The sequence below is a fragment of the Amycolatopsis sp. CA-161197 genome (assembly GCF_050942255.1).
Taxonomy (GTDB): Bacteria; Actinomycetota; Actinomycetes; order Mycobacteriales; family Pseudonocardiaceae; genus Amycolatopsis.
Map to the genome: position 1 here is coordinate 7,734,859 of NZ_CP192059.1, position 21,002 is coordinate 7,755,860.

A 21,002-nucleotide genomic window follows, 5' to 3' on the forward strand; every position below is an offset into this window, starting at 1 on the left:
AGGAGTAGCCAGGTGACGTCCACCCCGACCCGCGTACGGCTCGGCACGGCGCTGGGGCGCCGCAAACCGGTCGCGGACCTGGTGGCCGAAGCCGGCCACGGGCCGTTGAAACGCTCGCTCGGCCTGGGCCAGCTCACGATGCTGTCGATCGGCGCGACGCTGGGCAGCGGCATCTTCGTGGTGCTCGGCGAGGCCGTGCCGGTGGCCGGACCCGCCGTGGTGCTCTCGTTCGTGCTCGCCGGGGTCACGGCGCTGTTCTCCGCGCTGTCCTACGCCGAGCTCGCCGGCATGATCCCGCTGTCGGGCTCGTCGTACTCCTACGCGTACGCCACGCTCGGCGAGCTGGTGGCGTGGGTCTGCGGCTGGTGCCTGATCCTGGAGTACGGCGTGTCCGTGGCGTCGGTGGCCGTCGGCTGGGGCCAGTACGTCAACGAGCTGCTGCAGCTGGCGTTCGGGTTCGCGCTGCCGGAGTCGATCAGCGGCCCGCCCGGCGACGGCGGGCTGGTGAACGTGCCCGCGATCGTCGTCGTGCTGCTGGCGATGGTGCTGCTGCTCTCGGGCGCGAAGGAGAGCGCGCGGGCCAACGCGATCATGGTCGGGGTGAAGATCGCGACGCTGGTCCTGTTCTGCGCCATCGCGTTCACCGCGGTGCAGGCCAAGAACTTCACGCCGTTCCTGCCGCTGGGCCTCGCGGGCATGAGCGCGGGCGGCGCGAAGTTGTTCTTCTCCTACATCGGGTTCGACGCCGCGTCGACCGCCGGTGAGGAGGCCCGCAACCCGCAGCGCGACCTGCCGCGCGCGATCCTGCTCTCGCTCGGCATCGTGACGGTGCTCTACTGCCTGGTGGCCGTCGCGGCCGTCGGCGCCCTGCCGTGGCAGCAGTTCGACGACCAGCAGGCGGCCCTGTCCCACGTGCTGACCTCGGTGCTGGACAGCCCGTTCTGGGCCGGTGTCCTCGCCGTCGGCGCCATCGTGGCGATCTCCAGCGTCGTGCTGACCGTCCTCTACGGACAGACGCGCATCCTGTTCGCCATGTCGCGCGACGGGCTCGTGCCCCAGGCACTGTCCACAGTGCACCCGAGGACCGGCGTGCCGCGCACGAACACCCTGGTGGTGTCGGCGTTCGTCGCCGTGCTCGCCGCGTTCGTGCCGCTGGGCAAGCTCGCCGACGCGACCAGCATCGGCACGCTCTTCGCGTTCGGCCTGGTCAACATCGCCGTGCTCGTGCTGCGCCGGCGCCGCCCCGACGACGCGCGCACGTTCCGCGTGCCGTTCTCCCCCGTCACGCCGATCCTCGGTGTGCTCTGCTGCGCGTACATGATGTTCAGCCTCGACGGCGCCACGTGGGTCGTGTTCGGCGGCTGGATGCTGCTCGGGCTGGTGCTGTACTTCGGGTACGGCATCCGGCGTTCGCGGCTGGCGGCGGCGAAATGATCGTCGCCGTCCACCAGGGGCCGTACGAGGAACTGCCGGCCGCACTCGCCGCCGCGGCCGAAGGCGGGGCCGCGCTCGTGGTCACCGCGGAGATGATCACCACGGGGTACGCGATCGGCGCCGCCGCGGTCGCCGAGCGCGCCGAGCCCGCCGACGGACCGCTGGCGCAGGAGCTGGGCATGCTCGCTCGTGCGCATGGTGTGGCACTGGTCTACGGCTACCCCGAACGCGACGGCGACACCGTGTACAACTCCGCGCAACTGCTGTCGGCGCAAGGGGACCGGCTCGCGAACTACCGCAAGACGCACCTCTACGGCGAGATCGACCACAGCCAGTTCTCCCCGGGCGCGGACCTGGTGGTGCAGGCGGACCTCGGCGGGCTGCGCGTGGGCCTGCTCATCTGCTACGACGTGGAGTTTCCCGAGCCGGTACGTGCGCACGCCCTCGCCGGCACCCAGTTGCTGCTCGTGCCGACCGCTTTGATGCGGCCGTACGAGCGGGTCGCCGACGCGCTCGTCCCCATCCGGGCGCACGAAAGCCAGCTGTATGTCGTGTACGCGAACCGCTGTGACACCGAGGGCGAGCTGTCCTACTGCGGCCACTCGACCGTCGCCGCGCCCGACGGCACGGTGACGGCGGCGGGCGAAGGACCCGAGCTGATCTTCGCCGACGTCGACCCGGCCGTGCTCGCGCGGGCCCGCACCGAGAACACCTACCTGGCCGACCGCCGGCCCGCGTTGTACCGATCCCTGACCGAAGAAGGACCCCAGGCATGACCTCCGCCGTCCCGACCGCGATCCCCACGGACGATCCGCCCGGGCGCCCGATCACCATGTTCGGCCCCGACTTCCCGTTCGCCTACGACGACTACCTCACTCACCCCGCCGGCCTCGGGACCGTGCCGGCCGAGCACCACGGCACCGAGGTCGCGGTGATCGGCGGCGGGCTGTCGGGCGTCGTCACGGCCTACGAGCTCATGAAGCTCGGGCTGCGGCCGGTCGTGTACGAGATCGCCGAGCTGGGCGGACGCCTGCGCACGCACCGCTTCCCCGGCCTGCCCGACGACGTCGTCGCCGAGATGGGGGCCATGCGCTTCCCACCGGCGTCGACCGCGTTGTTCCACTACATCGACAAGGTGGGGCTGCAGACCTCGCCGTTCCCGAACCCGCTCGCGCCCGCGACGCCGAGCACCGTCGTGGACCTCAAGGGGCGGAGCCATTACGCGCGCACGCAGGACGACCTGCCGCTCGTGTTCGGCGAAGTCGCGAAGGCGTGGCAGCGCACGCTTGACGAGCACGCGTCCTTCGCCGAGATGCAGACCGCGATCCGCGACCGCGACGCGAAAACCGTGAAGCGGATCTGGAACGAGCTCGTGCCCCGCCTCGACAACCAGACCTTCTACGGGTTCCTGTGCGACTCGCCCGCGTTCGCGTCGTTCCGCCACCGCGAGATCTTCGGCCAGGTCGGCTTCGGCACGGGCGGCTGGGACACCGATTTCCCCAACTCGATCCTGGAGATCCTGCGCGTCGTCTACACCGGCGCCGACGACGAGCACCGCAGCATCACCGGCGGCAGCAGGCAGCTGCCCGTGCGATTGTGGGACCACGCACCGGAAACGCTCGCGCACTGGCCCGCCGGCACCAGTCTCGCGGCGCTGCACGAGGGCGGCCGGCCGCGCCCCGGTGTCACGCGGCTGCACCGCACCGCGCCGAACAACGTGACCGTCACCGACGCGTCCGGGCACATCCGCACCTTCCGCGCCGCGGTGTTCACCGCGCAGAGCTGGATGCTGCTGTCCAAGATCGAATGCGACGAGGCGCTGTTCCCGATCGACCACTGGACGGCCATCGAGCGCACGCACTACATGGAGTCCTCGAAGGTCTTCGTGCCCGTGGACCGGCCGTTCTGGCTCGACCGCGACCCCGTGACCGGGCGCGACACGATGAGCATGACGCTGACCGACCGGATGCCGCGCGGCACCTACCTGCTCGGCGATGACCCGGACAAACCCGCCGTGATCTGCCTTTCCTACACGTGGGCCGACGATTCGCTGAAATGGCTGCCGCTGAGCGTGTCCGAACGCGTGGAGGTGATGCTGCAGTCGCTGCGCGAGATCTACCCCGGCGTCGACGTGCGCAAGCACCTCGTGGGCGACCCGGTGACCGTGTCGTGGGAGGCCGAACCGCACTTCATGGGTGCGTTCAAGGCGAACCTGCCCGGCCACTACCGCTACCAGCACCGCCTGTTCACGCACTTCAAGCAGGACAACCTGCCCGAGCGGTACCGCGGGCTGTTCCTCGCCGGAGACGACGTCTCGTGGACCGCGGGCTGGGCCGAGGGCGCGGTGCAGACGGCGCTCAACGCGGTGTGGGGCGTCCAGCACCACTTCGGCGGCGAGTCAGCGCCGGCCAACCCCGGCCCCGGTGACCTGTTCGACGACCTGGCCCCGATCGAGCTGCCCGACTGACCCCGCGGCCCGTCAACCCGTACCCGGCGGTAGCCAACCGATGGTGTCGCCCGGGCGCGACACCGCCGGAGATCGGTCGGCCCCACTGAACCGATCATGCGAAAATATTACTCATGAATACGGAGCCGGCGCCGAAGTGGCGGAGACTGGAACCGGACGAGCGCAGAGAGCAGATCTACGCCTGCGCGGCGCGCCTGTTCGGCGAACGGCCCTACTCGGCGGTGTCCACTTCGGACATCGCCGCGGCCGCCGGGGTCGCGCGGGGGTTGATCAACCACTACTTCGGCACGAAACGCGAGCTGTACCTGGAAATCGTGCGGCGCGCGCTGACCGTGCCGCGGCTCGCGATCGAGATCCTGCCCGAGGGCCCGCTCGAGCTGCGCGCCGACGCCGCCATCGACTGGTTCCTCGACATGGTGCGCGCGCAGGAGAAGACGTGGCTCGCCGCGATCGCCCCGGAGGGCATCGGGCGCGACGCGGAGGTCGACCGCATCCTCGAACAGGCCGACCGCGAGTCGGCCGACCGCGTGCTGGAGGCCGTCGGGCTCTCGCGCGACAGCGAGCACGGCGAGGAGCTGAACGCGGCCGTGCGGGCGTTCGCCGGCATGGTGAAGGCGGCCGGACGCGAGTGGCTCGTGCGGGGCTCGCTGAGCCGCGACCAGGTGCACACGCTGCTGAGCAAATCGCTCGTCACGCTCATCGGTGAGGTGTTCCCGCTGATCCAGGGCGAAGTCCCCGGGGAATGACGGAACCCCCGGCACCACGAGGGGGGAGGAAAGTGCCGGGGGCCCCGGCCGGAAGCCTCACGACCCCCGGCTGCTTTCCACGTTACCCCTGGTCGACGTGGGTTCGGTGTCAGTTTCCCCTGGATTCCACCGGGGTGGTCACACGTTCGGCCCACGCCGGAAGGCTGCCGCCACCCGATCAGGCGCGTGGCTCGGCCTCGAGCTCGGCCAGGCGGTGCGCCAGCCCGTCCACGCAACGGCGCACCGCGTAGTCGTACAGGCGGGCGCACCAGCCGGCCGCCAGCTCCGGGTCGGCCAGCAGCTCCCGCATCGCCCGGCCCTGCGCGGCCATGCCGGGCAGATCGGCGCGGTCGTGGTAGGTCGCGTACTCCTCGGTGTTGTCCAGGCTCAACGCGAGCGTGCTGTCGCGGTCGTCCTCCATCGCGACGAACTGGCAGGCCGTGGCGACGAGCAGGTTGTAGGCGAGCACGCTCTCGTCGCCGAAGCCCGCGGCGAGCAGCACGCTGACCCCGCGGTCGATGGTGCGGATCGCGGCCGACACCGACGGCCCGAACAGCACCAGCCGCCGCGCGGTGCCCGGGTGGGCCCGCAGCACCGTGCGCAGCTCGGCCAGCAACTCGGCGAACCAGTCCTGCCACGGCAGGTTTTCGTCGGGCAGGCTCAGCAGGCCGACGACGCGGTCGAGCACCGCGGCCACGACCGCGTCCCGGTCGCCGACGTGGTGGTAGATCACCGCCGGGTAGGCGTCCACGGCCGCCGCGAGCTGGCGCAGCGTCCAGTTGTCGAGGCCGCGCTCGGCGGTCAGCGCGACCGCCGCGTCGATCACCTTCTCGGCGGTGACGGCCGGCAGTCCCGCCGCCGCGCGCGAGCGAGGGCGGTTCCCGGCCCGCGAGGACGAAGACGGCATGCGATGTACCGTATCCGGACAACGACGGCCCGTGCCAGGATTCGGGGATCTAGGGCAGGATCAGGGCATGCCCCGTGCCCTGGCCAACGGCCTCGAACTCGAGTACGACACTTTCGGCGACGCCGCGAACCCGCCACTGGTGCTCGTGATGGGCCTCGGCGCCCAGATGGTGACCTGGGAGACCGGGTTCTGCGAGCTGATCGCGAGCCACGGTTTCTTCGTCGTCCGCTTCGACAACCGCGACATCGGCCTGTCGGCCTACCTCGACGACCTCGGTGCGCCCGACCTGGCGGGGATCGCAGCCGGGCAGGCCTCGGCGCCGTACCTGCTCTCGGACCTCGCCGACGACACCGTCGGCCTGTTCGACGCGCTCGGTTTCGCGACGGCCCACGTGGTGGGCGCGTCGATGGGCGGGATGGTCGTGCAGCAGCTCGCCATCGACCACCCGGACCGGCTGCTGAGCCTCACCTCGATCATGTCCACGACCGGCGACCCGACCGTCGGGCAGACCTCGCCCGCCGCGCTGGCCACGTTGACGCGACCACCCGCGGCGACGCGCGAAGAAGCCATCGAGCAGAGCATCGCGTCCTACCGCACCACCGGCTCGCCGGGGTACCCCGCGACCGACGAGCACCTGCGGTTCAAGGCGGCCCGGGGCTACGACCGCGCGCAGCACCCGATGGGCACGCTGCGCCAGGCCGCCGCCATCGTCGCTTCGGGCGACCGCACGGAAGCGCTGCGCTCGCTGCGCCTGCCGACGGTGGTCGTGCACGGCGACTCGGACCCGATGATCGACCTCAGCGGCGGCAAGGCCACCGCGGCCGCGATTCCCGACGCCGAGCTCGTGGTCCTCCCCGGCATGGGCCACGACCTGCCCGAACCGCTGTGGCCGGAGATCGTGGGCGCGATCGTGCGCGCCGCGAGCCGCAGTCGCCGATCCGGCCAAAAGTAGGCCGACCCCCGCGCGGTACGCAACCGTTGCCACGAAGGCATTCGGCCGTGACTGTGGTCGGATCGGCAACGTTCGGCACAGTTAAGGAGATGTCAAGAAGACGGCGCGGGCTGTAGGGAAAGCGTCCGCGCCTCTCGTGCGGTGCGGGCGGGCGCGCTGAGCTGGACCCATGCGCATCACCGGTGGTTTCGGGTTCCCGCTCGGTTGCGCGGCCGTGGTGGCCGCCGCGATCGGGGCGGACGTCGCGGGGGCGACCGCGCACCCGCTCTACGCGCTGGTGCCGCTGGCGCTCGTCGTGGTCGCCGCCGCTGCGGCCACGACCCCGGCCGCGGCGGCGGGGATCGCCGTCGTGGCCTGGGCCGTCGACTCCGGCTTCGTCCTCGGCCGCGAAGGCCAGATCGTCTTCGACACCGCGAGCGGCCGCGCCGCCCTCGTGCTCGGCGCGGTGCTCGTCGCAGGCTTGCTGTCTCGGCTCGTGGTGACAGCGGCGGGCCGCGCCCGCCGCCGCGTTCACCCGCGGCCGCACCGGTTCGTGGCGTCCGTCCCCTCGCCGCGATCCGCCGGACAGCGGCGAGCCGATCACGCAGCCTCCGCTTGATCGGCTCGGCCGGTACCCCGTCCGGAGCGGCCAACCCGTCGTCGTTGGCCGTTCCCGGACGGGGTACCGGCGCGTCCGGCGCTGGTCGGGCGTGGTTGGCTGTGCGGGTGTGACCGGGTCCCGGTGTGTCGAAATCGACTCGCGCCGGGCACCCGGCGGTGCCAGGCTGGGACGGTCACACGTCGTCACCTTCGGAGGTAAGCATGAGTGATCCGCAACCGTCGCCCAGCGGCGAGGAGGACGACGTCAAGCGCAAGTTCCGCGAGGCGCTGGAGCGCAAGCAGGCCCACGCCCGCTCGGGCTCCGCCCACGAAACCGGCGGCGGCAAGAACCAGCACGCCCACGGGCCCGCCGCGAACAAGCGCACGTTCCGCCGCAAGAGCGGCTGAGCGTCACCCCACCGACGAAGGCCCTCTCACCGCGGTGAGGGGGCCTTTTTCCTGCCTTTCGCAGCTCGGGTCACGGGTCTCGGGGTTCCAGGAGCCGGGCCAGCCTTGCGGTGTCGCGCAGGTACTGCTCGTACGGGAAGCCGGCTTCGAGCAGGGCGGCGCGCAGCTCGTCGTAGAGCGGTTTCCCGTTGTCGTGGAAGGCTTTCGCGCCGACCTCGGTGATCGTCACGAGCCGGCGCCGGGCGTGTTCGGGATCCTGGCGGACCTGCACGAGCCCGGCGGTCTCCAGCGGGCGCAACGCCCGGCTGATCGCCGGATCGGACACCGACAGCGCCTGCGCCAGCTGGTGCTGGGTCACCGGCTGGATGTCCTCCAGCGTGCCCAGCAGCCGCATCTGGCTGTAGCTCAGGCCCCCGGCACCGTCGGCCCGCCGGCGCGCGGCCTCCCCCATCAGGAACACCACGCGGTGCAGCAAGTCAGCGAGATCGTCGTCCACGGGACCAGTCTACCTTGAGTCTTGCGAGGTTAATATTAACCATGCAACACTCAAGCCATGACCACCACCGCTTACCTCGCCCAGTCCGCCGTTCCCCTGCTCTTCGTCGTGGTGCCGGCCATCGGCGCCTTCGTCCGCACGTGGCACAGCTCCTCACGCCGAGCCGCACTGGAGACCTGGCAACGGTGGTGGGCCATCGTCGCCCTCGGCTGCAGCAGCCTCTGGATGACGCTGGCGTTCCTCGGCGCCCCGGACGTGATGTCCACGGCGATCGGCTTCACCCGGACCCCGTTCGAGTTCGAAATCGCCTTCGCCAATCTCGGGCTGGCGGTCATGGGGTTCCGCGCCGCGTCGGCGTCGGCGTCGACCCGGGAACGCATCACGATCGGCATCGGCGCCGGGATGTTCCTCTGGGGCGCGGCCGTCGGTCACCTCCACCAGTGGTTCGCCAACGGCGACCACGCACCGGGCAACACGGGCGGCGTGGTGATCACCGATCTGCTCATCCCGGCGGTGATGATCATCCTGGCGCGCCGCGCGCAGCGACTGTCCACATCGGAGCAGGCGACGCCGGCCCTCGTCTGAAACCCTTCCTGAACAAAGAAAAGCGGGCGCACGGTAACTCCCGTGCGCCCGCCGTCGGGCAAGAAGTCAGACTGTCAGGATCGACCGCAGCCGGCCGACGTCGGCCATGCGGCGTTCGGCGAGCCGGTCGGCCGCCGTGGCGGGCGGGACGCCGTCGGCCTTGGCCAGGGCGTACACGGCCTTCGTGGTGTCGAAGATGGCCGTGGTCTTGCGCTGGGCGCGGGCGAAGTCGAAGCCGTGGCGCTCGTCGTCGACCTGGATGACGCCGCCGGCGTTGACCAGGTAGTCGGGGGCGAAGAGGATGCCGCGGTCGTCGAGGAGCTTGTCGACGCCCGGGTGGGCGAGCTGGTTGTTCGCGGCGCCGCAGACGATGCGGGCCTGCAGAGCGGCCACCGTCTCGTCGGTCAGCACGCCACCGAGGGCGCACGGAGCGAAGACGTCGAGGTCCGTGCCGATCAGGGTGTCCACATCGGACACCACCTCGACGCCGGGGTACGCGGCGCGCGTGCGCTCGACGGCGAGCGGCGAAACGTCGGTGATCACGACCTGCGCGCCCGCCTCCACGAGGTGGCCCACCAGGATGTGGCCGACCTTGCCGACGCCGGCGACGCCGACGCGACGGCCGGCCAGCTCGGGCACGCCCCACACGTGGTCGGCCGAAGCGCGCATGCCCTGGTAGACGCCGTACGCGGTAAGCACCGAGGAGTCGCCCGCACCACCGTCTTCGGGCGAGCGGCCGGTGACGAACTTCGTCTCGCGGGCCACCACGTCCATGTCGTGCACGTAGGTGCCCACGTCGCAGGCCGTGATGTAACGGCCGCCGAGGGACTGCACGAAGCGGCCGTAGGCACGCAGCAGCGCTTCGGACTTCATCGTGGCCGGGTCGCCGAGGATCACAGCCTTGCCGCCGCCGAGGTCGAGCCCGGCCAGCGCGTTCTTGTACGCCATCCCCTTGGAGAGCGCGAGCACGTCGTCGAGCGCGTCGTCCTCGGTGGCGTAGGGGTAGAAGCGGGTGCCGCCGAGCGCGGGGCCCAGTGCGGTGGAGTAGATGCCGATGATGGCCTTGAGGCCGCTCGCCTCGTCGTGGCAGTACACGACTTGCTCATGGCCGCTGTGCCGGCCGAACACTCCTTCGGTCACGGTGGTGACTCCTTTGTCTGACCGCTCGCGGTTCGTGGCCGCGCGCTCCGGAAGGTGGTGTGCCGGATGGAGGTCGTCCACCCCGCACACCGCCAACCTAGAGCCATCCGCGCGAACCGACCACCGCAGGTCGTCGATCAGCCGGCGACGACCTTCCCGAGCGTCGCCATCGCCGCTTCCAGCTGGCTGTCGGACAGGTAGGGAGCGGGGCCGAACCGCAGGTAGGAGCCCCGGCTGTCGGTGCGGACGCCGTGCTCGGCCAGCGCGTGCTGCAGCTCGCCGGCCGACGGGCTGCGCAGCGACAGGAACCCGCCGATCATGCCGAGCGGCGTCTCCCGATCCCTCGACACCACGTCGGCGGGCAGGCCGAGGTCGTCGAAGCACTGCGCGAGCAGGCCGACCTGGTGCTGCGACACCGTGCGCAGGAACTCCGGCGTCAGGCCGTGCTCGGCGAAGAACCGCTGCACGCGCACCCCGCGGTAGTGGCTCGACGGGTCGTAGGTCGCGCCGGCGAAGCGGTCGCCGCCGGTGGCGTAGGCGACGCGGTCCGGGCGCTGCCGGTCGGCGAGCGCGCCGAACTCCGCGTACCAGCCGGTGACGACCGGGCGCAGTTCCTGCGCGTGGGCGGGCAGGCGCAGGAAGCAGTTGCCCTCGCCGAGCTGGAGGTACTTGTAGCCGCCGCCGACCACCCAGGCGTTGGTGAGGCCCAGGTCGTGCAGGGAGAACGGCACCACGCCCAGCGCGTGGTAGGCGTCCACGACCAGCTCTACGTTGCCGTCGCGGCAGACGTCGGCCAGGTGCGCGAGCCCGGGCACGAGCCGCGAGGTCTCGAACAGCACGGCGGACACGAGCACCGCGGCGGTGGTGCTGTCGACCTCGGCGGCCACGCGTTCGGCCAGCGTCGACACCGGCTCCACCGGCACCCGCACGACCTCGACGCCCTCTTCCTCCAGCCGCGCGAGCTGGCGGCGCAGGGTGTGGAACTCGCCGTCGGTGGTCACCAGGCGCGGCCGGGCGCGCAGCTCGATCGCCGAGAGGAACCGGATCACGAGCTCGTGGGTGTTCTGCCCGAGCGCGTACTCGCCGTGCGGGTCGGACAGCAGCGCGCGGAAGCCGGCGCGCAGCTCGTCGGCCTTGGCGAACGCGGCCGCCCACTTCTCGTCGACGTCGCGGGCCGCGTCGGCGAACGCCTCCAGTAAGCCTTTCTCCGCGACGTCGGGCCAGGCCTGGTGCGAATGCGCCGAGAGCAGCAGCCGGTCGGCCACGCGGAAGCGCGAGTAGTGCGGCGCGAGCGCGTTGTCGTCCGCGCGCAGGGAGTCCAGCGTCGTCACAGCTTGCTCCGCACGGCCCACAGGTCCGGGAACATCGGCTGGAAGAGAGTGCTGCGCAGGTACTTCGCGCCCGACGACCCGCCCGTCCCGGTCTTGTCGCCGATGGTCCGCTCGACCATCTTCACGTGCCGGTAGCGCCACTCCTGCATCCCTTCGTCGAGGTCGACGAGACACTCCGCGACCACCGAGGGGCCGCCGTCGTCCTGGTAGACCTTCAGCAGTACCGCCTGCAGTTCCGCCGACGGTGCCACCGGCCGGGTGACGTCCCGATCACCGTCCACGGCATAACCGCTGTTCGCGAGGTACTTGAGGAACGAGTCGAACAGGGACGGCCGGGCCATCGCGGCGGCGATCCGGGCGCGCTGCTCGCCGCCTTCGGGGTAGTGCGCGAACACGCGCTCGTCGCGGCGGCCGAGCACCGCCTCCAGTTCGCGGAACTGCGCGGACTGGAAGCCACTCGACTGGTCGAGGCGCGCGCGGAAACTCGTGAACTGGCTGGGCGTCATGGTCTCCAGCACGTCGAGCTGCGCGACGATCACCTTCAGCACGGTGAGGATGCGCCGCAGCGTGCGGATCGCGTGCGCGGTGTTGCCGGCTTCGAGGTTGGCCTGCAGGAACTCCGCCTCGTGCAGGATCTGCTTGAACCACAGCTCGTACACCTGGTGGATCACGATGAACAGCAGCTCGTCGTGCTCGTCGGAACGCGGGCGCTGGGCCTGCAGCACCTCGTCGAGCGCGAGGTACGACGTGTAGCTCAGCGCGGCCTGCGTGTCGTCGGTCTGGGTCATGGGGTCCTCACCTCGTCGAAATCACCGGTCCGCACGGCACGGTCGAAGTGCCGCTGCGCCGCGGGCGCGAGCGCGGCGTACAGGTCGTGGAAGAGCTCGACGGCCGCCGCGCGCCGGCCGGGCGCGGGGATCAGCTCGCCGGGCAGCTCGGGGTCGAGCGACGGGAACACGCGGAACTCGTGGACCAGTCTCGTCCGCACCGTAAACGCTTGCGCGTCGGACAGCTCGTCCGGGCCGCGCGGGGTGTTGCCGAACTCGGTCACGAAGGCGTCGTACCGGGCGGACAGCTCGTCGAGGTCCCAGGCGCGCCCGGCGAACCGGCGGACGTCCAGCGCCGCAGAGGGGGTGCCCAGCATCAGACCGGCGTGCTCGGTCACGCCCAGCTCGGCGAGCAGGCCGAGCACCTCGGCCTCGCGGTCGTGCGGGGCGATCCACGTGCCGTCCTGCACCGGGCCGAAGCCGAGGAACCGCAGGCGCCGCACGAGCGTCTCGCGGGCCTGGCGGCGGGTCTCGGGGATGTTCTGCCACAGCACTGTCCACGCGCCGGCGGGCCGGTCGCGGCGGCCGAGGCTGAAGATGCGCCGGTCGCCGTCGGCCAGGACCGCGACCGTGCGGCTCGTGAGCGAGTAGTGCACCAGCCGGCCTTCGCGGTGGCGCGCCAGCAGGTCGCGGTTGACCAGCCGGGTGAGCGCGATGCGGGCGGCGCCGTCGGAGAACCCCAGTTCGGTGAGCAGCGACACGAGGCCGCCCGACCACACGCGCCGGCTTTCGCGCGGCTGCACGTAGCTGCCGAGGAGGGTGATCACCAGCTCCTGCGGTCCGGTGGGCGATGGCTCGGGCACGCCATGACTCTATACACCTCAGCCCGCTGCGGTGTAGCTTTCGAACGAGCAGGTTGTCAGGAGGCTGGATGAAACGGCTGGTGGTCGTCACCGGCGGCACTCGCGGCATCGGCGCGGCGATCGCGGAACACTTCACCGCGGCGGGTGACACGGTGCACGCGCCCGGCAGACGCGAGTGCGACGTGACCGACGAGCAGGCCGTGCGCTCGTACTTCGCCGAGCTCGGCCCGATCGACGTGCTCGTGAACAACGCCGGGATCTCGTCGAGCGCCCCCACTGCCAAGACGTCGCTGGAGGACTGGCGCGGGCAGTTCGAGGTCAACGCAACCGGCGCGTTCCTGTGCACCCGCGAGGTGCTGCCCGGCATGCGCTCGCGTGACCGCGGCCGGATCGTCACGGTGGCCTCGACGGCCGGCCACGTCGGGTACCGCTACACCACGGGGTACACGGCCTCGAAGCACGCCGCCGTGGGGCTGATGCGCGCGGTCGCCGCGGAGCTCACCGGCACCGGGGTGACGGCCAACGCGGTGTGCCCGGCGTTCGTGCGCACGGACATGACGGCCGACTCGGTCGCCCGCATCCGCGAACGCACCGGCCGCGACGAAGCCGACGCCGAGGCGGCGCTGGCGGCCGCTTCGCCGTTGGGGCGGTTGCTCGAACCGTCGGAGGTCGCGTTCGCGGTGGCGTTCTTCGCCGCGGAGGAAGCGGCGGCGATCAATGGACAGACTCTCGTACTCGATGGTGGAGGAATTCAGAAATGAGCCCGTTCCGTGCGACGGCCCCGATCACCAAGTCGTGGGACCACTTCGAGTTCACCGTGGCCGACGGCGTGGCGACGCTGACGTTCAACCGGCCGGAGAAGCTGAACGCGCTGACGTTCGACGTGTATGCGGATCTGCGGGATCTGGTTTTGGAACTGCCGCACCGCGGGGATGTGAAGGTGCTCGTGATCACCGGGCAGGGGCGCGGGTTCTGCTCGGGTGGGGATGTCGAGGAGATCATCGGCGAGCTGCAGAAGATGGAGACCGCCGAGCTGCTCGAGTTCACGCGGATGACGGGGGCGGTGGTGAAGGCGTTGCGGGAGACGCCGATTCCGGTGATCGCCGCGGTCAACGGGGTGGCGGCGGGCGCGGGGTCGGTGATCGCGTTGGCTTCCGATTTCCGGGTGCTGGCCAAGTCGGCGAAGTTCGCGTTCCTGTTCACGAAGGTCGGGTTGGCCGGTGCGGACATGGGTTCGGCCTATCTGCTGCCGCGGCTGGTGGGGCTCGGGCGGGCCACGGAGTTGCTGATGTTGGGTGACAAGCTGGAGTCGGCGCGGGCTGAGGCGATCGGGTTGGCGACGTCGGTGGTGGAGGATGCCGAGTTGGCGTCGACCGCGGCGGCGCTCGCGCGACGGCTCGCGGATGGGCCGGCGTTGGCCTATTCGACGACGAAGGTGCTGCTGACGCGGGAATTGGACATGGATCTGGGGTCGTCGATCGAGCTCGAGGCGATGACGCAGGCCTTGCTGATGACGGCCCACGACCACAAGGAGTTCTACGCCGCGTGGTCGGCGGGGCGCAGTCCACAGTGGACCGGCCGGTAACACCTCACGACGAGTCCCCGGCACGCGAGGTGCCGGGGACTCGGTTCGTCCCGGGGCCGGCTACTGCGTCGCCAGAGTCAGGCTGCCCAGCCCCGTCACCTCGGCGAACAGGGTGTCCCCGCCCGTGAACGGCGTCGGCGCGCACAGCGTGCCCGTCAGGACCACGGCCCCTGCCGGAAGCGACTCGCCCGTCTCCGCGAGGTGGTTCGCGAGCCACGCCACCGCGGCGGCCGGGTCGCCGTTCATCACCGCCGCGGCGGAGCCGGGGATGACCTGGTCCCCGATTGTGAGCGTGCACTTGAGGCCCGAAAGGTCGTGCGGCACCGGCGCCTGGGGGCCGAGGAAGGCGTAGGCGGCGTTGGTGTTGTCGGCGGCGAGCATGGGCAACGTCGTCGGGCCGCCGGACCAGCGGGAGTCGACGATTTCGATGGCGGGGGCGATCGCGGTGGTCGCGGCGAGGACGGCTTCGGGGGTGGTGCCGGGGCCGGAGAGGGGGCTTCCGAGGAGGAAGGCGACTTCGACTTCGGCGCGCGGGGCGAACATGGCGGCGGTCGGCAACGGTTGCCCGGCTTGCAGCACCGTGGAAGCCAGGACGTGGCCGAAGGCGGGTTCGGTGGCGCCGTAGGTGGCGCGGGCCGGGTCGGACGTGAGCCCGACCTTGTAACCCGCGAGGCGGTCACCGGCGGCCAGGGCCAGGTCGCGGGTCGCGCGGGAGACGCGGTAGGCGTGTGCGAGGTCGGCCACGGGTGCGGGAGCGACGGCGGGGCCGCCGTGGGTGGCCTTGAGCAGGCGCCGGGCCAGGTCGTCGTCCGTCACCGTGTGCTCCTCAGGGGGTCCGGGATGGGCCCGGACATCTGATCACACCGCGGTGTGTGCGATGGCATTGCCCTCCAGCGAGCCGAACCAGAGGCGGCCGGCGTGTTCGCGGACGCCGACGAGCATGTGGAAGCCCGGGATCTCGCCCCACCGCTCGTGCTCCACGGCGCCGTCGGCGGCGATGCCGAGCACGCCGACCTGACGTTTCGGGGTGGGCTGGAGGGCAGCCGGCAGCGAGCGCACGGCGGCGCGCAACGAGGCGGGCAGGCGGCGGACGGCGTCCAGCGCAGGCACTCGCACGGAGGCCTGCGTGACCCAGATCAGGCCGTCGCTGCCGGTGGCGATGTTGTCGGGGAAGCCGGGCAGATCGTCCACGAGGGTGTCGCGCTGGCCTTGGCGCGTGCCGTGGAGCCAGAAGCGCGTGACGCGGAACTCGCCGGTTTCGGCGACGGCCACGAAGGACTCGTCCGGCGGCAGGGCGACGCCGTTGGCGAACTGGAGGCCGTCGGCGATCAGGTCGATGGTGCCGTCCGGGGTCCGGCGCAGGAGGCGCCCGCCGGCGGTCTGCTCGATGAGGTCGTCGCGCCAGCGGTCGATGCCGAAGCGGCGCGAGGAGTCGGTGAAGTAGATCGTGCCGTCGGTGGCGACGGCGGCGTTGTTGCAGAACACCAGGGGGAGGCCGGCGGCGGAGGTCGCGAGGACGCGCACCGCTCCCCCGGCCAGCGGCATCGTGAGCAGGCCGGCGCGGGCGTCGCAGATCAGGAGGTCCTCGCCGTGGAGCTCCAGGCCCAGCGGACGGCCGCCGGTGTCGCCGAGGACGTCGATGCGGCGGCCGTCGGGGGCCACGCGCAGGATCCGGCCGTCGTCGACGCCGGTGTAGACCCGGCCCTCGGCGTCGACCACCACGTCTTCGGGTGCGTGCCCGTTGACCGGGACCACCGTGACGTCACCGAAATCCATCACGAACCTCCTACCGGTAGGTGAGCAGCCGCGCCGCCTCCGCTTCGAAGTGCGGGTGTTCGTTGAACGTCAGCAGGTTCACGCCGCCGCGGCCCGAGGTGAGCTTGGTGATGCCGGTGTTCACGGTGACGCGGTTGAACTTCAGCAGGCCGACCTCGGGCACACCCAGGATCGCGCCCGCGATCGTGCCGATCACGCCGCCGGAGGTGAACACGAGCGCGTGCTCGCCCTTGCCGAGCGACGCGATGAGGTCGGTCAGCCCGGCCGTGCAGCGTTCGAGGAACGCCGGCCACGTCTCGGCGCACGGCCCGTCGGCGCCGGCCGCCACCCACGCGCCGAGCGCGGCGTCGAGCACGCCCTGGTACTCGCGGGAATCCTCCTGCGGCGCGCCGCCGGCGTGGTGGCGCGAAATGTCCACGTGGTCGTATTCGTTCCAGCGCGGGTCCTCGATCACGGCCACGTCGGAGCCGAGCGTCTTCAGCGCCGTCGCCGCCGTGTCGCGCTGGCGGGCCAGCGACCCGGAGCGCACCTGCGCGAACTCGACGCCGCGGCGCGCGAGCTCACGACCGACCACAGTGGACTGTTCGAAGCCGCGCTCGGACAGCGCGTCGTAGTCGGCCGCGCCGAACGAGGCCTGACCGTGGCGGACGAGGTAGATCGCACCCAACGCACTTGCTCCTTTGGCTCGTCAGGAAAACTTGGCCAGCAGCCCGGCGGGCAGCACGCGCATGACCGCACTGAGCGGCACCCACGGCCACGAAGGAACGTACGCCATTTTCGGCTCCGCCTCGATCGCCTTGGCCATCGCGCGGGCCCCCGCTTCGGCGCCGGTCAGCAACGGCGTGCTGCCGCTGCGCGCGGACATCTCGGACGCGATGTAGCCGGGGCGGATCTCGGTGACGCTGATGTCCGTGCGGCGCAGCTCGACGCGCGTCCCCGCCACGAACGCGGAAATCCCGGCCTTCGACGCGGCGTACGCGGTGAGGTTCCTGGGCAGGCCCCGGATCGCGCTGAACGACGAGACCACGGCCAGGTGCCCTTCGCGCTGCTCGCGGAAGATGTCGACGGCGGCTTCGATCTGGGCGGCCGCGGCGACGAAGTTGGTCTCCAGCGTCTGGCGGTTGGCGTCGAAGCGGCCCTTGCCGACGGGCTGGCCCTTGCCGAGCCCGGCGTTCACGATCACGCGGTCGAGCGAGCCGAGCTCACCGCGGAACTCCTCGAAGACGGTGAACACGCGATCGTGGTCGTTCACGTCGAGCGGGCGGGTGACGACCGTGATCCCGGGGTAGGCGGCCTTGAGCTCGGCCGCGAGCTCGTCGAGGCGGTCGGTGCGCCGCGCGCAGAGCGCGAGGTTGCGCCCACGGGCCGCGAACTGGCGCGCCATGCCTTCGCCGAGCCCCGAGCTGGCGCCGGTGATCAGGATGTTCTTCCGCAGGACCATGAGCCGGATCCTACCGGTTGGTAACCACCGTGCCCCGGCCCTTGACCGGTGGCCCGGCGCTGGGGGCATCGCCGGGCCACCGGTACCGGGTACGGCCGCCGGCCGTGCACGGGGCGCGGACCGCGGGCCGGGGCCGAAGTAACTCCGCCGCGACCGGGATCGCCGGTGCGGGGCTCGATGGCCATACAAACGCGGCCCCGCAGGTCAGGGCAATGGTTCACAGTTGCCAGTACTAGCCCGTTCGCCCCAGTGGTGACGCGGAGTGCCTGGTCGGCTGCTGATACGGTCTGCGTGTCGGTTCGGACACTGTGGGTTTTCGGACACTCTGGGTTTTCGGGCGCTGGGTCCGGACACCCGATCGGCGGACCACGGGTTTCGGACCCGGGTTTTCACCACGAACCGGTGCGGTGCGAGACCACGGGCGGGGGCATGGCTGGTGGAACTGCGGACGAGTCCGGGGCCGACGGCGCCCGGACCGCGTTCGCGAGCGCGCTGCGCGCGGCGATCACCTCCAGCGGCCTGTCGCTCGACCGGATCCAGGCCCGGCTGCGGGCCCGCGGCGCGGCCGTCAGCGTCACGGCGCTGAGCTACTGGCAGTCGGGCAAACGCCAGCCCGAACGCGCGAGTTCACTGTCGGCGGTGCGCGTGCTGGAGGAGATCCTCGACGTGCCGGCCGGCTCGTTGCTCGGCCTGCTGCCCCCGCCGCGCCCACGCGGCGCGACCCGCCGCGACCGCGTCGGCGAGGAGCCGCTGACGTTCACCCGCGAGACGCTGCAGCCGCTGCTGGACCGCGTCGGCGCGCCGAACATGCTCGACCAGCAGCAGCATCTCAAGCTCGTCGGCCTCCACGACCGCTGCGAGATCGCCGCCGACGGCGGCCAGCAGGCCGTCACGTCCCGCGCCGTCTTCCAGGCCGGCGCCGACGGCCTCGACCGCTGGCTGCTCGTCTACGCGCAGGACGACGCCGCGTCCGTGCCGCAGGTCCACGCCGTGCGCAACTGCCGCGTCGGCCGCTTCGAGGCGGACGCCTCCCTCGGCATCCTGGTGGCGGAACTGCTCTTCGACCGCCCAGTCGACCGCGGCGAGACACACCTGATCGAGTACTCCCTCACCAACGCGGGCCCGCCCTACCCCCAATGCCGCGCCACGCACTACCGCGAGTTCCGCCGCCCCGTCCGCGAGTACCTGCTGGAAATCCGCTTCGCCCCGGAAGCCGAACCCGCACGCTGCTGGCAATACTCCCGCGGCGACTCGGCCCCCACCCGCCGCCGCCTCCGCCTCGACTCGGCGGGCGGCGTGCACGCCGTGGCCCTCGACTTCGGGCCGGGCATCTTCGGCATCGGGTGGGAGTGAGTCAGCGGGCCCGGTGGCAAAACCTCAACGAAGAAGGAACGGTCGTCACCGCGTGGGCGCGTTCCCGAGCCGGCTGGAGGCATGAGTGAACACCGTCATCGACACCCTCCCTGACGAGTTCCGAACCGTCATCACCAGCCTGCTCGGAGAACAAAACCCCGATCTGCTGCATGCCCTTCAGACGCGGGAAAAGCCGACCGTAGATCAGCAAGAGCTGGTCATCGAGGTCTTGTCCGACGCCTTCACGGAGCACCTGGGCCCAGGCCAGGAGCCCACCGCGCGAGGAGCACTGATCGACAACGCGCTGGGCGCCTTCCTGACAAAGTGGCCCACCGAAGACCTTGCCGAGTGAGCGGGCCGGACAAGTCAGGTTCGAGTTCGCGTGCGCTCAACTCGGACTCGGGCCACGCCGCTCGATTTCCCGGTACACACCAAGGCGAACGGTCCGCCGAAGTCTCACAAGTGAGAGCGCCGCCGGCCGTGAATGTCCGGTTCGGTAGCTTCCGGCCACGCGCACCGAGTCAGCTCAGCTTGGAGCGCAGCACCTTCCCCGTCGCATTGCGTGGCAGCTCGGCCAGGAACTCGACGTCGCGGGGGACCTTGTAGCGGGCGAGGTTCGACTTCACGTAGTCGCGCACGCCGTCGGCGTCCAGGGTGGAGTTCTCGCTGCGCACCACGAACGCCTTGAGGCGCTGGCCGAACTGCTCGTCGTCGACGCCGATCACGGCGGCCTCGATCACGTCGTCGCGTTCGACCAGGAGGTTTTCCACCTCGACGGGGAACACGTTCTCGCCGCCGGAGACGATCATCTCGTCGTCGCGGCCGTCGATGAAGAGGAGGCCGTCGTCGTCGAAGTGGCCGACGTCGCCGCTGGAGAGGAGGCCGTCGATGATCTCCTTGTGGCGCCCGTCGGTGTAGCCGCCGAAGCTGAGGCCGCTGCCGACGAAGACGCGGCCCGTCACGTTCGGCTCGGTGACCTGGCGGCCGTGCTCGTCGTACAGCGCGACGCGGCAACCCACGGGCGCGCGCCCGACGGTGCCCGGCGCCTTGCGCCAGTCCTCCGGCGTGGCGACGGTCGCGACGGCGACTTCCGTTGAGCCGTAAAGGTTGTGCACGACGTCGCCGAACTGCTCGTTGGCCCGGTTGCCCAGGTCCGGCGACAGCGCGGAGCCCGCGACGAAGATGATCCGCAGGCACGACGTGTCGTACCGCGAACGCACCGAAGCCGGCAGGTCGACGATGCGCTGCAGCATCGTCGGCACCAGCACGAGCGTGGTGCACCGGTGCTCGGCGACGCCCTTGAGCGTCTGCTCCGGGTCGAACTTGCGCCGCATCACCACCTTGCAGCCCAGCGCGAAGCTCAGGATGAACTGCGAAAGCCCCGTGCCGTGGAACAGCGGCGCGCCCATGTACGTGGCTTCGCCCGCGCGCAGCGGGATGCGGTCGAGGAACTGCGCGGACGCCAGCGGCGACGTGTGCGGCCGCGGCGCGCCCTTCGGAGTGCCGGTGGTGCCGCTCGTGAGCAGCACGAACCCGCCGGGCTTGGCGGGCGCGGGCAGGGGGCGGTCGTCGGTGCTGGCGATGATCTCGTCGAGCACCGGCACCGAGTGGTCACCCGGCTCGTCCACCCACGCGAGGTAGCGCTCGACGTCACCGGAGATCGCGTCGAGCAGACCGGTGAACTCCTGGTCGTAGACGAGCGCGGTGACGCGTTCGCGCTGCGCGACGTCGGCCAGCTGCGGCTTGGCGAAGCCGGTGTTCATCAGCAGCAGGCGCGCGCCGAGCTTGCCGGCGGCGGCCATGGTGAGCACGAGGCCGCGGTGGTCGCGGCACAGCGCGGCGATCACGGTGCCCTCGCCGAGCCCGCGCTCGGACCAGGCCCTGGCCAGCGCGTTGGACCGGTCGTCGAGCTGCTTGAACGTGAGCGGGCCGAGCTCGTCGACGATCCCGACGGCCGCGGGGTCGCGGCGTGCGGCGATGTGGTTGGCGCCGGCGAACGGGCCGTACTTCCGGATGGCGACGACCGAGCGCACGCCCTCGTCGAGCCGCGGGAACGGCACGAGTCCCGCGCGGCGCATCACGTCGATGCTGCGCACGGTCTCGGCCACCTTGTCCGTGACCTGGCTGGCGAGGCCGAACACCCCGGCCGGGTTCCTCATCCGGGCACCTCCG

General features: G+C 71.3%; 23 protein-coding genes. 12 read left to right on the top strand and 11 right to left on the bottom strand.

Going from position 1 to position 21,002, the window contains the following annotated elements; translation table 11 throughout:
- Positions 1-12 precede the first annotated feature (12 nt).
- From ACQPXB_RS36530 to ACQPXB_RS36545, 4 genes are all read left to right on the top strand, one after another.
- A complete protein-coding gene (locus tag ACQPXB_RS36530; protein WP_432846080.1) occupies positions 13-1,434 on the top strand; it encodes an amino acid permease in 1,422 nt (473 codons plus the stop codon).
- Positions 1,431-2,210 carry a carbon-nitrogen hydrolase family protein gene (locus ACQPXB_RS36535; RefSeq protein ID WP_432846081.1) on the top strand — a complete coding sequence of 260 codons (780 nt, stop codon included), beginning with the start codon at positions 1,431-1,433 and terminating at the stop codon, positions 2,208-2,210. Before ACQPXB_RS36530 ends, ACQPXB_RS36535 begins: the two co-directional genes overlap by 4 nt.
- On the top strand, positions 2,207-3,901 hold the full coding sequence (locus ACQPXB_RS36540) for a flavin monoamine oxidase family protein (protein ID WP_432846082.1): 1,695 nt from the start codon (positions 2,207-2,209) through the stop codon (positions 3,899-3,901). The genes ACQPXB_RS36535 and ACQPXB_RS36540 overlap by 4 nt, the downstream gene beginning before the upstream one ends.
- A gap of 113 nt (positions 3,902-4,014) precedes the next feature.
- Positions 4,015-4,647: a TetR/AcrR family transcriptional regulator gene (locus tag ACQPXB_RS36545; RefSeq protein ID WP_366587228.1), complete on the top strand. Its 633-nt coding sequence runs from the start codon at positions 4,015-4,017 to the stop codon at positions 4,645-4,647.
- 178 nt (positions 4,648-4,825) lie between these two features.
- Here the strand turns inward: ACQPXB_RS36545 and ACQPXB_RS36550 are convergent, their stop codons facing one another.
- Complete coding sequence (locus ACQPXB_RS36550; RefSeq protein WP_366587226.1) at positions 4,826-5,554, bottom strand: TetR/AcrR family transcriptional regulator; 729 nt, start codon at positions 5,552-5,554, stop codon at positions 4,826-4,828.
- Positions 5,555-5,621: 67 nt separating this feature from the next.
- Between ACQPXB_RS36550 and ACQPXB_RS36555 the strand changes: the two genes are divergently transcribed.
- The 3 genes from ACQPXB_RS36555 to ACQPXB_RS36565 all read left to right on the top strand — a co-directional run bounded on the left by ACQPXB_RS36555 (position 5,622) and on the right by ACQPXB_RS36565 (position 7,493).
- Positions 5,622-6,506: an alpha/beta fold hydrolase gene (locus ACQPXB_RS36555; RefSeq protein WP_366587224.1), complete on the top strand. Its 885-nt coding sequence runs from the start codon at positions 5,622-5,624 to the stop codon at positions 6,504-6,506.
- 169 nt (positions 6,507-6,675) lie between these two features.
- Positions 6,676-7,104, top strand: coding sequence for a hypothetical protein (locus ACQPXB_RS36560; protein WP_386947841.1), 429 nt, complete (start codon positions 6,676-6,678; stop codon positions 7,102-7,104).
- A gap of 203 nt (positions 7,105-7,307) precedes the next feature.
- Positions 7,308-7,493, top strand: coding sequence for a DUF5302 domain-containing protein (locus ACQPXB_RS36565; RefSeq protein ID WP_285973648.1), 186 nt, complete (start codon positions 7,308-7,310; stop codon positions 7,491-7,493).
- A gap of 70 nt (positions 7,494-7,563) precedes the next feature.
- Here ACQPXB_RS36565 and ACQPXB_RS36570 read toward each other — a convergent pair whose 3' ends face one another.
- Complete coding sequence (locus ACQPXB_RS36570; protein WP_366587219.1) at positions 7,564-7,989, bottom strand: MarR family winged helix-turn-helix transcriptional regulator; 426 nt, start codon at positions 7,987-7,989, stop codon at positions 7,564-7,566.
- Between the two features lie 57 nt (positions 7,990-8,046).
- On the opposite strand from ACQPXB_RS36570, the gene ACQPXB_RS36575 reads away from it, so the two are divergent.
- Complete coding sequence (locus tag ACQPXB_RS36575) at positions 8,047-8,574, top strand: DUF6790 family protein (RefSeq protein WP_432846083.1); 528 nt, start codon at positions 8,047-8,049, stop codon at positions 8,572-8,574.
- 66 nt (positions 8,575-8,640) lie between these two features.
- Here ACQPXB_RS36575 and ACQPXB_RS36580 read toward each other — a convergent pair whose 3' ends face one another.
- The 4 genes from ACQPXB_RS36580 to ACQPXB_RS36595 form a co-directional block, all read right to left on the bottom strand.
- Complete coding sequence (locus tag ACQPXB_RS36580) at positions 8,641-9,714, bottom strand: Glu/Leu/Phe/Val dehydrogenase dimerization domain-containing protein (RefSeq protein ID WP_366587215.1); 1,074 nt, start codon at positions 9,712-9,714, stop codon at positions 8,641-8,643.
- Between the two features lie 137 nt (positions 9,715-9,851).
- A complete protein-coding gene (locus ACQPXB_RS36585; protein WP_432846084.1) occupies positions 9,852-11,045 on the bottom strand; it encodes a kynureninase in 1,194 nt (397 codons plus the stop codon).
- The gene (locus tag ACQPXB_RS36590) at positions 11,042-11,833 is read right to left on the bottom strand and encodes a tryptophan 2,3-dioxygenase (protein ID WP_366587209.1); all 792 of its coding nucleotides are present in this window, start codon (positions 11,831-11,833) and stop codon (positions 11,042-11,044) included. Before ACQPXB_RS36590 ends, ACQPXB_RS36585 begins: the two co-directional genes overlap by 4 nt.
- Positions 11,830-12,675 carry a PaaX family transcriptional regulator gene (locus tag ACQPXB_RS36595; protein WP_432846085.1) on the bottom strand — a complete coding sequence of 282 codons (846 nt, stop codon included), beginning with the start codon at positions 12,673-12,675 and terminating at the stop codon, positions 11,830-11,832. The genes ACQPXB_RS36590 and ACQPXB_RS36595 overlap by 4 nt, the downstream gene beginning before the upstream one ends.
- A 68-nt stretch (positions 12,676-12,743) precedes the next feature.
- Here ACQPXB_RS36595 and ACQPXB_RS36600 point away from each other — a divergent pair, with 68 nt between their 5' ends.
- Both ACQPXB_RS36600 and ACQPXB_RS36605 read left to right on the top strand, forming a co-directional pair.
- Complete coding sequence (locus tag ACQPXB_RS36600) at positions 12,744-13,436, top strand: SDR family NAD(P)-dependent oxidoreductase (protein WP_386947834.1); 693 nt, start codon at positions 12,744-12,746, stop codon at positions 13,434-13,436.
- The gene (locus ACQPXB_RS36605; RefSeq protein WP_432846086.1) at positions 13,433-14,260 is read left to right on the top strand and encodes an enoyl-CoA hydratase family protein; all 828 of its coding nucleotides are present in this window, start codon (positions 13,433-13,435) and stop codon (positions 14,258-14,260) included. Before ACQPXB_RS36600 ends, ACQPXB_RS36605 begins: the two co-directional genes overlap by 4 nt.
- A 60-nt stretch (positions 14,261-14,320) precedes the next feature.
- Here the strand turns inward: ACQPXB_RS36605 and ACQPXB_RS36610 are convergent, their stop codons facing one another.
- Genes ACQPXB_RS36610 through ACQPXB_RS36625 form a run of 4 tightly spaced genes read right to left on the bottom strand, consistent with a single transcriptional unit; the run spans position 14,321 to position 17,477 of the window.
- Positions 14,321-15,076: a 2-keto-4-pentenoate hydratase gene (locus ACQPXB_RS36610; protein ID WP_432846087.1), complete on the bottom strand. Its 756-nt coding sequence runs from the start codon at positions 15,074-15,076 to the stop codon at positions 14,321-14,323.
- Between the two features lie 42 nt (positions 15,077-15,118).
- The gene (locus ACQPXB_RS36615) at positions 15,119-16,036 is read right to left on the bottom strand and encodes an SMP-30/gluconolactonase/LRE family protein (protein WP_432846088.1); all 918 of its coding nucleotides are present in this window, start codon (positions 16,034-16,036) and stop codon (positions 15,119-15,121) included.
- Positions 16,037-16,046: 10 nt separating this feature from the next.
- The gene (locus tag ACQPXB_RS36620) at positions 16,047-16,703 is read right to left on the bottom strand and encodes a histidine phosphatase family protein (protein WP_366587197.1); all 657 of its coding nucleotides are present in this window, start codon (positions 16,701-16,703) and stop codon (positions 16,047-16,049) included.
- Positions 16,704-16,724: 21 nt separating this feature from the next.
- Complete coding sequence (locus tag ACQPXB_RS36625; RefSeq protein WP_432846089.1) at positions 16,725-17,477, bottom strand: SDR family oxidoreductase; 753 nt, start codon at positions 17,475-17,477, stop codon at positions 16,725-16,727.
- Between the two features lie 429 nt (positions 17,478-17,906).
- Between ACQPXB_RS36625 and ACQPXB_RS36630 the strand changes: the two genes are divergently transcribed.
- Positions 17,907-18,830 (top strand): hypothetical protein, encoded by a 924-nt coding sequence (locus tag ACQPXB_RS36630; RefSeq protein ID WP_432846090.1) that lies wholly within the window; start codon positions 17,907-17,909, stop codon positions 18,828-18,830.
- 85 nt (positions 18,831-18,915) lie between these two features.
- Positions 18,916-19,182, top strand: coding sequence for a hypothetical protein (locus tag ACQPXB_RS36635; RefSeq protein WP_432846091.1), 267 nt, complete (start codon positions 18,916-18,918; stop codon positions 19,180-19,182).
- A gap of 169 nt (positions 19,183-19,351) precedes the next feature.
- Here ACQPXB_RS36635 and ACQPXB_RS36640 read toward each other — a convergent pair whose 3' ends face one another.
- Positions 19,352-20,989, bottom strand: coding sequence for an acyl-CoA synthetase (locus ACQPXB_RS36640; protein WP_432846092.1), 1,638 nt, complete (start codon positions 20,987-20,989; stop codon positions 19,352-19,354).
- Positions 20,990-21,002: the final 13 nt, after the last annotated feature.